Raw genomic sequence first — 13,071 nt, forward strand, 5'->3', positions numbered from 1 at the left:
CTCTGCCTCAATCTTCATGGTTCATCCCTGGTTAGCATGCCGTGGCTTCTTACCCAGGGCAGCGATCACACCGGCGACGGTGATCAGTGCCAGGATGCCGAAGCCCAGGAACACATTGAAGAAATCGCCCACCGCCATGACCGTGGCCACCAGCACGGTAGAGCTAAGACTCAGCATCACCGACATGGCAAGGGTGTCCCCGACATCCTTCAGCCGCATTGTGACGGCCCACCCGCTGCCGGGCAGCGCCACGCAGAAAATCACCGCAAGCATCACCCTCACCCACGCGACCTCCACCGCCATCAACGACAAGAAGATCAGCAGCACGACCGCACCCAGCGTGGTCATGGTTTGATAACGATTCATGATCCCTGCCCCTGCGCCAGTGCGAAGACCACCGCGTCGGGGTTTTCATAGACGATCCTGAATTGATCCGACGCCCGCAGCTTGTTGACGATCTGTTCGAGGCTGCCGGGCGGAAGGCTGCCGTCGCGCTCGGCCGCGACCTCTTGGCTTCGAGTCACCAGGAAATATCCTTCCTTGTAGCGCGGGCTGTTGAACCAGCTCGCGAGCTTGGCTACCGGATCGTCGACGAATTCCTGAATGGAGTCCTCCGGTTCCCGGCTCAGCGGCACATAGGTAAATTTTTCATAGTCGACAAAACGCCCAGGATAGTTGCTGCTTCCCTCGGCCAGCAGCGAATCGTCAGCGGCGTGGGTGTAGACCCATTCGGACGCGGCAACCTCATTGTTCGTGAAGTAGTTTTCGCTTTCCTTGCCGAAATAGCCCAGCAAGAATCCGGGCAGCACCAACAAGGCAATCGTTCCCGCGGCGGCGGTGCGTTTGAGCGTCAGTCGCGAGCCCTTGCGCGGCAGGCAGACCCCGGCGGCAAGGTAGGCGATGAACGGGGTGGCAAAGAGGAACGCGCGGAACAGTACTTCCCCGCCGAAGCCCGTGGTGACCACAAGCACGCCGGGGAGGATCATCAGCAGCGCGGCGGTGATAAAGGTCTTGCCGGTGCGGCGGTGGCGCCAGATCCCCAGGAGTGCCACCAACACCGAGATCGCCACGGTGATGCGCCCGCCCCAGACCACCTGCATGCTCGCGGCGCCCGACAGCCCGCTGGATTTATCCAGCGTCTGCTCGGTGTTGTTGATGACATTGCCCATCTCGGAGACCAGGTCCTCGGCGTTGGGCAGCGTGTAGTCCAGTCCTCCGGTTAATGCCCAGGCGGCGGTCAGTCCAACTGCAATCAGCGGCAGGTACCAGCCGCGCACCCGGCGCAGCACCACGAGGCCGGCCACGGCGATCACCATCATCAGCGGGGTGATCTGATGGCTGACGGCAATGGCCGCCGCCACGATGGTGAACGGCCAGATCATCCTGCGTTGCACCGTGGAATACAGCATGATTCCCAACAGCCCGATGTACAGCACAAAGCACAATGCCTGCGGGGAGAAGTAATCCTGTCCGACCCAGTTGATCAGGAGGAAGAACAGCATGCCCAGCCAGATCTGCGCACGGTTGATGGTCAGCCGCCGGAAAACGAAGCGGATCATCAGCAGGTTCAACAGGTTGAAGAAAAACGGCGACCAGCTGGCAAAGATCAGCGCGTTCTGCGTGCCGGCCAATTCGGTGAGGAATGCCGAGCCGGCAAAGAAGCCGGGCCAGTTGTGGTAGATCTCCCCGATGGCGATCTGCGGGTTCACGCCCGAGTGGCGGATGATGTAGTCGACGATGCCAACGTGCTTATAGGACCAGGCATAGCGCACCGTCCCGTAGAGGATCGGCGCGGTGGCGTGGATGATGCCCACATAGCCGATCAGGTGCAGCCAGAGTATTGCATCGCTGCGTTCACGATACAGGGCCGCCAGGAAGCTGAGGATCAAAAGGCCCAACGCCACGTAGGAGGCGGGGGTCAGCAGATCAAGCAGTCCCAGGCTGCGCATCTGCCGCGGATCAGCACCCCACAGGCTTGCGGTCCACAACCCCACGCACAGCAAGGGGATGAGGACGAAGACAAGGTTCATCCAGCGCTGGCCAGCCGTTGCTGTGCCCGAAGGTGCTGCTGGAACCCGAGTCTCCCCCATCTGAGCATTATCCCCCGAAGGCGCAACAGGACCAGTATTCTGCCGAACTGATTCGAGAACTTCCATGACTTCCTTTGTTGAGGGTTGGCGGTGCAGCGGGAGGGTCAGCGCAGGGCCCTGAGGACCGGGAGGACATTTTTGACGATCCAGACCCTGCCCACCCTGTGGGTCGAGGCCCGGTTCAGGCCGGCTGCGACGTGCATGAGCCAGGTGAGCACCAGTAGATTCTTCACGCCGAGGCCCTGGTTGGGCAGGTTGACATCCCAGCCGGCGAGATCCGACTGGAGCGCCGAGGCATCGTGCAGCACCGACACCACGGCGCCGCCCAGCTCCTTGGGCTGGACCGCAAGCCACCAGTGCAGGATGTCTGCATCCGGCAGGCCCTGACCTGCTGCGTTCTCCCAGTCGACGATGCCCTGCACCCGTGGTTCATCCGAATCGGCGAATAGGATGTTTCCGGGCCACAGATCTCCGTGGATGAAGCTCGAGTGCACCTGCCGACCGACAAGTTCCTGCACCAGCCGGCGCTCGGTGCGCTTCAGCGTCCTGTGGGCCCGGCGTCCGGGCAACTCCTGAGCCAGCACCCGCAGCGGCCGGCGCACCATCTGTTCGAGCCAGGCGTCGTCGATGAGCTGCTCGACCCCGGTGGCCCGATGCAGTGCAGACATGGTGGCCAGGGCGGCACCCGAGCTCAGGCGGGATTCGTCAAAGCCGGTGCGGGCGGCGCCGACCAGCCGCGTCTCGAGCAGGATCTGGTTGCCCTCCAGCTCCCTGTGCGCCACAATCTTCGGCAACAGGCCCAAAAGTTCGGGATCCTCAAGTGCACCGGAGAGCTGCTGCAGGGCGCGGGAGTGCGCCGCAATCCCCTGGTTCGCTGCCTCCGAGGTCCCGACCTTCAGCACCAGGTCGGTGGCACCTTCCCGGGCGGCGACGGCAATGACCAGGGTGTCGGAATTGGAGGTCAGCAGCCTGATATCCGCCGACGTATCCACCCCGCAGGAGGCCAGGGCGCCCGGGACGATCTGCCCGATGCTGCGGTTGTTGCTCCGCCGGCGCAGGGCCCGCGGAATCTCTCCCAGCCGCTGGGCCAGCGACCTATGCTCCGCATCAGGCCAGAGTCCGGAGCGTCCGGAGGCAAGGAAGAACACCGCCACCAGCGACTGATTCAGCAGGATCATGATGCCGATGCCCGGCAGCCCCCACAGTTCGATGGCGAAGGTGGAGCCGCCCCAGAGCATCAGCGCGGTGAATGCGTAGACACCGAGCACCGTGAGCATGTCCCCGCGCACCCTTGCCATGGCGATGCCGATGCCAACGATCAACTGCGGCACCGCTGAGGCGAGGATCAGCTGCAGGGTCCCGGTGGCAAACTGCGCATAGTCCTCGCCCAGCAGCCCCAAGGCAAAGGAGGACAGCAGGATGCCGATCACCGCTGCGGGCAGCACCAGCTGGGCGCTGTGGCGCAGCGCCTTGCGGGCATGGCGGTAGGCGTTGGCGGGGTCGTGCACCGATTCGGAGATCAGCGCGCTGCCGACGTTGCTGGTCACTAGGTACAGCGAATAGCCGATGGTGTTCGCCATGTACCAGTAGGCGCTGGCTTCCGGGCCTGCCACGTTCAGCACGATCAGCGTGAGCACATCGGTGGTGGCGAACCAGAGCATGGAGGCGAAGTGGTCGGGCACCACAAAGCCGAGCACCGTCTTGAAGCTGGTCGGTTCGCTGCGCACGGCCGCGCTGGCGGCGAGCTTCTTCTTCACCAGCTGCCGGATCAGCACCGTCACCGCCAGCACCACGATGATCGACGGCACCACGGTGGCGGCGAAGACCGCCCACAGCGAGGCGAAGGCGAACACCGGCAGGGCCGCGATCTTCAGCACCGAGGCAAGCCCGTTTTCCAAAGGCACCCAGCCCGCATGGCGCAGCCCGATCAGCACCTGGTCCTGCAGCACAAAGATCACCCAGACCACCGTGCCGAGGATGAACGCCGCCATGCTCAGCGGAGTCTGCGTCAAGAATCCCAGCTGCTGCCCCCAGAGCGGCTGGCCCGCCAGGAAGACGCCGGCGGCGGCGATGGCTGCCAGGGCGCACACGGTGTAGGTAGTGAAAATAAAACGCAGGGTGCCGCTGCCGGCGGTGGGCAGGAAGCGCAGGAACCCGTTGCGCATGCCGAGGGTGGCGATATTTGCCAGCAGGGTCACCGCGGAGACCACGGCAGCGCCGATGCCCACCGACTCGGTGCTCAGCCAGCGTGCAGCCAGCGCCCAGAAGGCAAGCCCGAGCAGCGAGGTCAGGCCGGTGCCGATGATCAGCGCATCCGAGCTGCGGCGCAGCGGATCGTTCAGCCGCTCGCGCAGCAGGCCGTTGAACGTGGAAAGCATGCTGCTACTCATAACCGGTGATCCTCACACGCTCTACCTGGAAGGTGGCGGGAAAGACCGTGGAGTCATCCGGTGCACCCGGGTAGTCTCCGCCCACGGCAAGGTTCATAACCAGGTACATGGGCTCGCTCGGGACCAGATCAGAATGCAGTTCCCAGACCTTGACGCCGTTCAGGTACATGACCAGGGTATCGGGGCGCCAGTCAAGGGAAACGGTGTGCCAGGTATCGGCGAATCCAAAGCCCTTGGGCAGCCTGTACTTCTGGCCGACGGCATCGAGCGAACGATCCTTGGGGTGCAGCTTCATCCGCAGCCTGTCGGTGTCGTGTCCCAGGATTTCCATGATGTCGATTTCCGGAAGGGATTCTTCGGAGGCAGGAAGCAGCCAAATGGCCGGCCACAGCCCCTGGCCTTCAGGCACCTTGAACTTCACGTCCACCCGGACATAGGTGAAGGCGAGCTTGGGACGCTGCCCGTATTGCTGCGGTCCGGTGGTGACCATGCCGGAGGCATAGTCGAAGACGGCTTTGTCGGCGCCCACCGTGGGCGCCTGCTTCGCGCTCAGGCGCAGGGTGCCAGATTTCACGGACACCTGCTCGGGAAGGTACCACTCAAGTTCGTTGTTTGAAGCGATGGTGCAGCCCTTGTCGTTCCACCAGTGGCAGTAGTTCCACACGCTGGTGTCCAGTGAGCTGCCGTCGAATTTTTCATCCAGCAGCACTTTGCCTTCGCTCGCTTCGCTGACGGCCAGCTGATCGGGGTCGGCTTTCTTTACATTTTTTTCGTCGGTCGAAGAATCGGAGGTGGAATTCTGACGCTCCGCGGGTGCTGAAAAGCTTGAAACATTTGCACTGAGGTCGTGTTGTTCTTCGGCTCGGACGCTGGATCCAAAGAAGAACAGCATGAACAGGCTCAGGGTTGCCCCCACTATGACCGTATGGCGCTTAGACATCGTTGAACCTCAATACTTTCTTCACTGCAGTTCGCAGCATCGTGTCGGTACGGGTCCATGGCAGACGGTCCAAACGGATCTCCGCGTAGTGATGCCCCTTGGCGGCAAATTTCTCTTTGAATAGGGCCAGCCGGTTCGACTGCCCCGATTCGCCCATATGAAAGCTTTGGCATCCGTGCTGGCAGGCAAGGCGCAGCGTGTGGAACTGCAGCAGTTCACCTGCACCGGTATTTCCTACTGCCTCACGGTCCATGGCTGACCGAGTTTCGTGAGCGGTGGAAGCACCGAGCAAAAGGATGGAGCCGGCCACCGCACGGCCGTCGATCGTGGCCAGCGAGACCACGAAGTCATCGCCCAGGTGTGCGCCCATGGCTTGCAGCTTCTCGATTGGGTCGCGGTTCTTGGCTCGAGACCTGGCCAGCGCGAGCGGTTCGTTCTGCTGGGCGGCCCAGCGCTCAACCGACAGCAGGAACAACTCATAGTATTCGTCGAGCAGCTGCCCGCCGAAGCCGGTTTTGATCTGAATCTGCGCCCTCTGTGCGGTACGCACCGCACGGCGCGCCGACTTGGAGAATTTGCCCCAGAGCTCATCCATGCCACAGCCGATGTCTGCCACGTGGGCATGGCGCGGGATGAAAATCGTACCGCGGTGTGTGCGGCGTGTTTCAAGCGCCTTCGCCCATGCGTTCCACGAGAGCGGGTTGGGCCGGATGGCTATCTGCTGAGCCTTGATCCCTCGCAGGTCATCGAGGATCTCCCGGGCAGCGGCGGCGTCGAGTTCCTGCTCGCCGAGGATGCCTCCCATGCCCCAGCCGGGAGGGAAGGACTGCAGCCGGCCGCCAAGTCCCAGCAAGCCGCGGCGCTTGACCAGCGGCATCACGAACTGCCTGCCGTCCGGGAAGGAATACTGCCTGCTGGCATCCAGGTATTTTCCACCGGCCACGAGCGCATCGACCCAGTCAGGAGACTGTTCGGGCAGGGCCAGCGGATCGGCCGCATGCAGCCCGCGCCACCTGGTGCGCGGTGCGGGTGACACAATCTGTACTTCGTTCACTGTCAAAACCTTTATATGCGCGCTTTCACGCGGCGTACGGCTCTCCACACCTTGGTCTGCAGAAGTTCGCGGTCGGCGGCCCGTACAATGCCCTGGCCGTTCAGGACCTGCACAAGCTGCTCGGTGCTGCAGTCGTTCATGACGGTGTATCTGGCCAGGGCGAAGAGGTCGTCCTGGGGGTGGCTCAGTGCATTGCGCACCGCCGCCGCGTGCTGGTAGCCGGCGTCCTTGACCATCTGCTTCACCGACTCGTCGTGGTATCCGTGAGGGTAGGCAAAGCCGGTGACTTCGGTGCCCAGAAGGTCTTCCAGCACCAGCTTGCTGACCAGGATTTCTGCCCTGGCCAAGCTGCGCCCGATCGCATCAAGCTGCGGGTGGCTCATGCTGTGGGCGCCTATATCCAACCCGTCCTGCGACAGCTCGCGCAGCTGTTCCGCGCTGAGCATCGGCAGGTGGCCCGCGTCGGCATCTTCCAACCAGGCGCTGGTCCCTCCGAGGCGCCCGGCGGCCACATAGTGGGTAGCCGGCAGGTTGTGCCGCCGCAGGACCGGCCAGGCATGCTCGGCAAAATCAGACAGCCCGTCATCGAAGCTGATCACCACGGTGTTTCGGGGAATTTCTTCCTCGTTCTGCAGCACAGTGACCAGCTGCCTCATATTGAGCACGTTCCAGTCGCCCGCAGCCAGCGCGCCCATGTGCTCGGCGAAAAGCTGCGGTGTGACCGCGAACGGCGCAAATTTCTCGGGTGCGTCATCGCGGACCGAGTGGTAGAGAAGGATCGGTATGTCGGTGCTCATTTCTGGCCTGCCGCCTTCTGCGCCCGGCGCACCCGATAACTGCTGCGCAGGTAGCGCACCGGCCCCGAGACGATGCCCCTGCGGTGCGCCGCCAGCAATGCCCTGGGCATGGGCGGCAGGCCGTCCACGATGGACGGGCGCAGGATTTCATCGGTTCGCTTCACCAGGCTGACGCTGCTGCCGGCAAAGCGAAGCAGCATCTTCGGGTCGCGCAGCAGGCAGCGGGTCAGGTGCGCGCCGAGCCCCGCACCGTAGCCGTACATCTGGCGCTGCAGCGCGTCGACGTCGCGGTAATGCGGGTGCAATACCACCGCCGCGGGTTCGTAAACCAGCTTGTTTCCCGAGGCCAGCACATCGTAGAAGGCGGCGAGGTCATCCCCGCCCATGGCAACGGTGCCCACTCCCAGCGATACGTCGAAGCCCGTCGGCACAATGTAGGAGGTCCTGAACGACATATTCGCCCCCGAACCGCAGGCCCCCGAGGCGTAGGGCAGCAGCCCCGCCTCCGAGGAGTTCTGCGGCAGCTGGAAGCTGCGGCGTTCAAGCCCCTTGTCATAGGTCTGGTTGCCCTCGACCCACTGCTGGGCGAGGGTATCCAGTTCGCGCGGGGCAATCAGCCCGGTGACGCAGGCGGCATCCGGGTCTTCCTCAAAGACCCGCACGATGCTTGCCAGCCAATGCTGATCCGCCAGTACGTCGTCATCGGTGAAGGCGACAATCGGTGCTGTGATGTGCTCAAGCGCTGCATTATGGGCGTGGGCCAGCCCGGGACGGTTCTCCCGCACGTACATCAGGCGCGGGTCGTCCATGGACCGAAGCCCGATCATCAGCTCGGTTTCGGCATCGCTGGGATTGTTGTCCACCACGATGATCTGCGAGGGCTGATAGGTCCCTGCATCCAGGGAATCCAGACATTGGGCCAGCTGCAGCGGCCGATTGCGCGTGGCAATAACCACCGCAGCCTCGGTGGTGGGCAGCGCTGGCGATTCGATGCCCTCCCCCAACCGCCCTGCACGGTAATGTTCCCGCACGTGGGCCTGCAGCTGCCACAGGGTCGCCGAAGGCAGGCTGTTCAAATCGACGCTCATCTTCGCCAGCGGTCCGCCGTTTTCGGTGACTAGGCACAGGGCGCTCTCGTATCCATCGGGCAAAGGCTGTTCTGCCGCGTACGCCGGCGCTGCGGCGACGTCAACGATCACCGGCAGCACCGGAGGAACCGGGGCAAGCACCGGAACCGCGGAGCTGTTCTTGATGCTTCCCACCACGTAGCCTGCCGCGGTGGTTGCCAGCCCGGCAACGATCGCTGCGGCGGTGGCAGGACCCGCAAGTCCGCGGTGAGGCAGCTGTGCCGCATTGCGCAGCACGCCTGCCGGCAGCACCTTGGTGGTGTAGGCCCGCTCGGCGGACAAGGCCGAATCGGAGCCCAGTGTGCGGGCCACATAGGACTTGGACAGCCCCTCGGCATAGCAGCGTTCGCGGAAGTACCTGAAGGCCGCCCGCTGCGCGGGCACCTGGTGGTGAACCACTGCGCGCGGTTCATGGATGAACATTCCCTGCGGGAATGCGTTCCTAGCCCGCAGGCACAGTTCGGTTTCTTCGCAGCCTGCGGCTCCGGTGGCGGCGCGGCCCAACTCCGGGTTGAAGCCGCCGACGGCATCGAAAACCTCGCGGCGCACCGACATATTGCAGCCCATCAGGTTGCGAATTTCGCTGCGCTGCGCGGGTTGGCCCGTATAGCTGCAGCCGATGACCCAGCCGAATTCGGCGGGCCACCACGATGGCTCCCCGCTTTCCCACACCGGCATTGCCGCCCCGCCGACGCCCAAGACCTTGGGGTCGGCGTAGGGGGCCAGCAGTTCTTCCAGCCAGGTGCTTTCCGCGCTCGCATCATCGTCGAGGAAGACGATGATGTCTCCGGTGCAAACTGCTACGCCGGTGTTCCTGGCACCGGAGAGCCCCTTGGGTCCGGTGCTTGCCAAGACCTTGACCCCGGAGAATTCTGCCTGTGCGGCGGAAAGCAGTTCGGGGTTGTGGTCAATGACAAGAAGGATTTCATCACTGGCAGTGCTTTGGTTTTGCACCGAGCGCACGCAGGACACTAGTTCTTTCCAGCGGCGTTCTGTGTAGGCACAGATCACCACGGAAACTTTTGCGGTGTTCATGTCGCTACGCCCCGGCTATTTCGTCAGGGTGCTCGTTTGAACTCTTGGAACCAGCGGACGCGGCACCCCAAGTCCCGACCGGGCTCGGCGCAGGCCGATCCTTTCGCGGACGATCGTGCGCAGGGCGCGGGCGCCGTCGCGGAAGGTGCGCAGGTTGCTTTCTCCATGCACCCGCGGGCTCTCAAAAGAGGCAACTTCTGCCACGCGCAACCCTGCTGCCAGGGCGCGGATGTTCAGGAAGGTTTCGATCTCGAAACCGCTGACGCTCTCGTCGTCGAAGGCAGGAAGGACGTGGCGCCAGAACGCCATGTATCCGTAGCAAAGATCAGTGTAACGACCGCCAAATGCCAAACGTACCGCGTGGGTGAGTGCAAGATTTCCCGCGGTGCGCAGGAGCGTCAGGTCACTGCTTCCGCCGCCCTGCAGGAAACGTGAACCCTTCACCACGTCGACGCCCGAATTAAGGGCTGCAACGAACACGCCGATGTCTGCGACATTCATCGACCCGTCGGCGTCCATCATCACGATGATGTCTCCGGTGGAGGTCTCGAAGCCGGTGCGCAGTGCATGGCCCTTGCCGCGTCGAGTTTCTGTGACGATCACTGCATCTGGGCAGAGTTCACGGACCACAGCAAGGGTTCCATCGGTGGATTCGCTGTCAACGATGACCACTTCATCAACGATTGATGGAATGGTTGGCAAAACCAGATTCAGGTTTTCAGCTTCGTTCAGCGTTGGAATGATGAGACTGACTTTTGGTCGGGCTGATGCGTCGGCTTTTGCGGATGCATCTGCAAGAAAAAGCATGTCGCTTGATTCTTGCTCCGATCCGGAACGGATCGATACCAAGTCATGGTTATTGGCAAGTGCCATTTTGATCTTCCCCCAAGAAGTTCGTTATTCAGATGTACGTCTGCCGCTGTGTGCAGCGTGGACTCCCCAGTCCTCATTGCACGTGCGAGTGCGCCAACGTGTTCGGTGAATTTCCCAATGCTCACCGAGAGCTCAAGTATTACACACACTTTGCTTAATCTCAGCACGTAATTTCCGATGAATTTTCTTGTTTTCGAAAAAAGCTATCGATTGAACTTTCTTGTGACATGTAAAGCAGGTGAATTTAATAGTTTCCCCTCAATGGCAGGAACTGTCTCCATAAGTAGGGCACCCCTCCACCTTCCACTAGCGGTCCGCGCTACCCGAGTACTTTCACCCTTCTCAACCCGCCGCAATCCTGATAATTACTGGTTTATCGGCCAGCAGAATTAGACCAAGAAAAATAATCAAGTTTCGAGCATTCAGCTCGACGCTCAAGAAATGACCAAGAAATACAAATTCGTTTAATTCTTAAAATACCTACGTAACACTTGCTTCATATTCATTGCACCGCAAACACAAGCCTTTTGAGTGCCACAAAGAAAAACACCGGACGAAAACTCGAATACTGAGTTTCGTCCGGCGCCTTATTTCCTTGGGACCATCTTCATGAGCCAGTTAGTTGGCTTTTATATTTTTAGCTTCTAGCCACCAGCAATCGCTGAGGGTTGGCCACCGTAATAGAAACGCGGACCAACAGCAGGCCTAACACCACCGCGAGGATTACCACTAGCACAGTTACCGGCTTGACCAGAACCGCGATACCCGCCAGCGGGAGGACCAAGACAGCCGAGGCGATGGCGAAGCCAATGGACGCTGTCAGAGCCGGGATCATCAACGACTTGGTGCGGGCCGCGTTCATAACTTTGTAGCTCATGCCCAAACGGTGCAGGCCATCGTAGAGTTCAGCGCGGTCAAGGGTGCTGGCACTCTGGGTAATCGCGGCCGAGGCGGCGACGCAGATAAAGGCGATGGCCAGGGTCAGTAGCACGCCGGTGAGCACATCGGCGCTCAGGTACTGCATCCACCCAGGTTCAGACACCTCACCGCCGCCCATCCCCATGAGGGCAGCCCCGCTGCCGCCGACCACCGCGACGAAGGAAGCCATGGCAACACCCGAAACCTGGCGCCAGGACTGCGCAGGATTCTCTAAAATCATGCGCGCCGCCAGGAGTTCTTCGGGCTTCTGAGCCTTGGCGAGCTTGCTCTTACCCACCCTGGCAACCAGCCACGGGCCGACCAGATTCAGCACCAGCAGCCCCATCCCGAAACCGCCGACGATGATGCCGATCATCGTGGCAAGGTCCTGGGCAATAACGGCCAGGTTGTTGAGCACAAAGTACAGGACAGCTATAACGCCCACGGTAATCAGTGCCCTGGCCCAGCTTGGCACCGGCACACTCTGGCGGGTGGCAACCGCCAGCGGGGTGATGACCAGTTTGCGCAGTCCCGCCACGGCGCTAATCACCGAAAGCAACACCACCAGCACCACGGCGAGCGCAATCACCCACCACGGCAGGTAAATCGCGCTACCAATGGGTGCGCCCTGGAACTGGATCATGGAAACCAAGGGAGAAGCGGCAAGGTAGAGCACCACGCCCAGCAGTGCGCCGACCAGTGCGGTGCCCGCCGCCTGGATCATCGCGATCTGACTGATCTGGGTTCCGGTGGATCCCAAGAGGCGCAGCGAAGACAGCGCGCGGTCTTGGGTCCGGGCGGAGAGTCGTGCGGCCGCGGCGCCGAGAACCACCAGTGGAACGATCAAGAGCACCAACGCGAAGGCCGCCAGTGGAAGGTACATGCCCTGGGCTTCGGGTTCGAAGCTGGTGAAGGAGTAGGCGCCTCCCAGCACGATCAACAACACCGCACTGACCATGGCGTAAGCGCTGACGGTAAGGATCTGCGGAGTGCTTCGGGCGGCCGAAGGTCGGCCGATCATCCAGGCAAGGTGCAGGGTGTTCATGACAGGTTCCCCGTCTGCTGCCCGGCCTTGAGGCTGTCGGTGACGATAAGCCCGTCGCGCAGGGTGACGATGCGGTCGCAACGTTCAGCCACGCTGCGGTCGTGGGTCACCATGACCAGCGACTTGCCTGCTCCCACCGTGGCGCCCAGCAGGATCTCCAGGACCTCGGCACCGGTGGTGGAGTCCAGCGCGCCAGTGGGTTCATCGGCAAAGACCACGCTGGCCCCGGTGACCTGGGCGCGGGCAATCGCTACGCGCTGCTGTTGGCCGCCGGAGAGCTGGCCGATGCGGCGCTGTTCCATGCCGGCAAGTCCCAGTTGCACCAGCGCCTGCTGGGCGTTGCCCATGGCCGCGGAGCGCGGCACCCCATTGATCATCAAGGCCATGGCGACGTTTTCGATGGCCGTCAGTTCCGGGATGAGCAGCCCCGACTGGAAGACGAAGCCGAACGCTTCGCGGCGCAGCTTGGTGCGCGCCCTGTCGTTCAAGGTCTCAACCTGGACATTCGGATGTCCCGGGAGGTTTAGCGTGATGCGTCCTGCATCGGGAAGCTCGATTCCTGCCAGGGCGTGCAGCAGCGTCGACTTGCCGGAGCCTGACGGACCCATAATTGCCAGTGATTGGCCGAGCTGGATATTCAGATCTACACCGCCCAAGGCGGTGGTGGTGCCGAAGCTGCGAAACAGCCCGCTGGCTGCGATGACCGGTGGTAGGCCCAAGGAATTTTCTAGCATGACTCAATGTTTTCAAAGCTGGTGACCTCGGACATCGGAGAAAGGTTCCATGTTCGTTGTCGCTTGCT

General features: G+C 62.2%; 10 protein-coding genes. All 10 read right to left on the reverse strand.

Annotation, left to right across the window (positions count from 1 at the left end; genetic code table 11):
* Window positions 1-21 precede the first annotated feature (21 nt).
* The 10 genes from RUH64_RS02655 to RUH64_RS02700 all read right to left on the reverse strand — a co-directional run bounded on the left by RUH64_RS02655 (window position 22) and on the right by RUH64_RS02700 (window position 13,003).
* Window positions 22-366 carry a hypothetical protein gene (locus RUH64_RS02655; RefSeq protein WP_313811084.1) on the reverse strand — a complete coding sequence of 115 codons (345 nt, stop codon included), beginning with the start codon at window positions 364-366 and terminating at the stop codon, window positions 22-24.
* Window positions 363-2,090: a hypothetical protein gene (locus RUH64_RS02660; RefSeq protein WP_313811086.1), complete on the reverse strand. Its 1,728-nt coding sequence runs from the start codon at window positions 2,088-2,090 to the stop codon at window positions 363-365. Before RUH64_RS02660 ends, RUH64_RS02655 begins: the two co-directional genes overlap by 4 nt.
* A gap of 104 nt (window positions 2,091-2,194) precedes the next feature.
* Window positions 2,195-4,480 (reverse strand): phosphotransferase, encoded by a 2,286-nt coding sequence (locus RUH64_RS02665; protein WP_313811088.1) that lies wholly within the window; start codon window positions 4,478-4,480, stop codon window positions 2,195-2,197.
* On the reverse strand, window positions 4,473-5,420 hold the full coding sequence (locus tag RUH64_RS02670) for a glycoside hydrolase family 16 protein (protein WP_313811090.1): 948 nt from the start codon (window positions 5,418-5,420) through the stop codon (window positions 4,473-4,475). Before RUH64_RS02670 ends, RUH64_RS02665 begins: the two co-directional genes overlap by 8 nt.
* Complete coding sequence (locus RUH64_RS02675; protein WP_313811092.1) at window positions 5,413-6,474, reverse strand: GNAT family N-acetyltransferase; 1,062 nt, start codon at window positions 6,472-6,474, stop codon at window positions 5,413-5,415. Before RUH64_RS02675 ends, RUH64_RS02670 begins: the two co-directional genes overlap by 8 nt.
* Before the next feature lie 11 nt (window positions 6,475-6,485).
* Complete coding sequence (locus RUH64_RS02680; protein ID WP_313811093.1) at window positions 6,486-7,271, reverse strand: polysaccharide deacetylase family protein; 786 nt, start codon at window positions 7,269-7,271, stop codon at window positions 6,486-6,488.
* The gene (locus RUH64_RS02685; RefSeq protein ID WP_313811094.1) at window positions 7,268-9,433 is read right to left on the reverse strand and encodes a glycosyltransferase; all 2,166 of its coding nucleotides are present in this window, start codon (window positions 9,431-9,433) and stop codon (window positions 7,268-7,270) included. Before RUH64_RS02685 ends, RUH64_RS02680 begins: the two co-directional genes overlap by 4 nt.
* Window positions 9,434-9,448: 15 nt before the next feature.
* On the reverse strand, window positions 9,449-10,306 hold the full coding sequence (locus tag RUH64_RS02690; protein ID WP_313811096.1) for a glycosyltransferase family 2 protein: 858 nt from the start codon (window positions 10,304-10,306) through the stop codon (window positions 9,449-9,451).
* Window positions 10,307-10,943: 637 nt separating this feature from the next.
* Window positions 10,944-12,269 carry an FtsX-like permease family protein gene (locus tag RUH64_RS02695; protein ID WP_313811098.1) on the reverse strand — a complete coding sequence of 442 codons (1,326 nt, stop codon included), beginning with the start codon at window positions 12,267-12,269 and terminating at the stop codon, window positions 10,944-10,946.
* Window positions 12,266-13,003: an ABC transporter ATP-binding protein gene (locus RUH64_RS02700; protein ID WP_313811099.1), complete on the reverse strand. Its 738-nt coding sequence runs from the start codon at window positions 13,001-13,003 to the stop codon at window positions 12,266-12,268. Before RUH64_RS02700 ends, RUH64_RS02695 begins: the two co-directional genes overlap by 4 nt.
* Window positions 13,004-13,071: the final 68 nt, after the last annotated feature.

The organism is Glutamicibacter sp. (genome assembly GCF_032154645.1).
GTDB lineage: Bacteria > Actinomycetota > Actinomycetes > Actinomycetales > Micrococcaceae > Glutamicibacter.

What these genes read in the sequence shown, in the direction of transcription:
- RUH64_RS02680 (WP_313811093.1), bottom strand. Translation starts at nt 7,271, where the DNA reads ATGAGCACCGACATACCGATCCTTCTCTACCACTCGGTCCGCGATGAC.
- RUH64_RS02690 (WP_313811096.1), bottom strand. Translation starts at nt 10,306, where the DNA reads ATGGCACTTGCCAATAACCATGACTTGGTATCGATCCGTTCCGGATCG.
- RUH64_RS02685 (WP_313811094.1), bottom strand. Translation starts at nt 9,433, where the DNA reads ATGAACACCGCAAAAGTTTCCGTGGTGATCTGTGCCTACACAGAACGC.
- RUH64_RS02660 (WP_313811086.1), bottom strand. Translation starts at nt 2,090, where the DNA reads ATGGGGGAGACTCGGGTTCCAGCAGCACCTTCGGGCACAGCAACGGCT.
- RUH64_RS02700 (WP_313811099.1), bottom strand. Translation starts at nt 13,003, where the DNA reads ATGCTAGAAAATTCCTTGGGCCTACCACCGGTCATCGCAGCCAGCGGG.
- RUH64_RS02670 (WP_313811090.1), bottom strand. Translation starts at nt 5,420, where the DNA reads ATGTCTAAGCGCCATACGGTCATAGTGGGGGCAACCCTGAGCCTGTTC.
- RUH64_RS02655 (WP_313811084.1), bottom strand. Translation starts at nt 366, where the DNA reads ATGAATCGTTATCAAACCATGACCACGCTGGGTGCGGTCGTGCTGCTG.
- RUH64_RS02665 (WP_313811088.1), bottom strand. Translation starts at nt 4,480, where the DNA reads ATGAGTAGCAGCATGCTTTCCACGTTCAACGGCCTGCTGCGCGAGCGG.
- RUH64_RS02695 (WP_313811098.1), bottom strand. Translation starts at nt 12,269, where the DNA reads ATGAACACCCTGCACCTTGCCTGGATGATCGGCCGACCTTCGGCCGCC.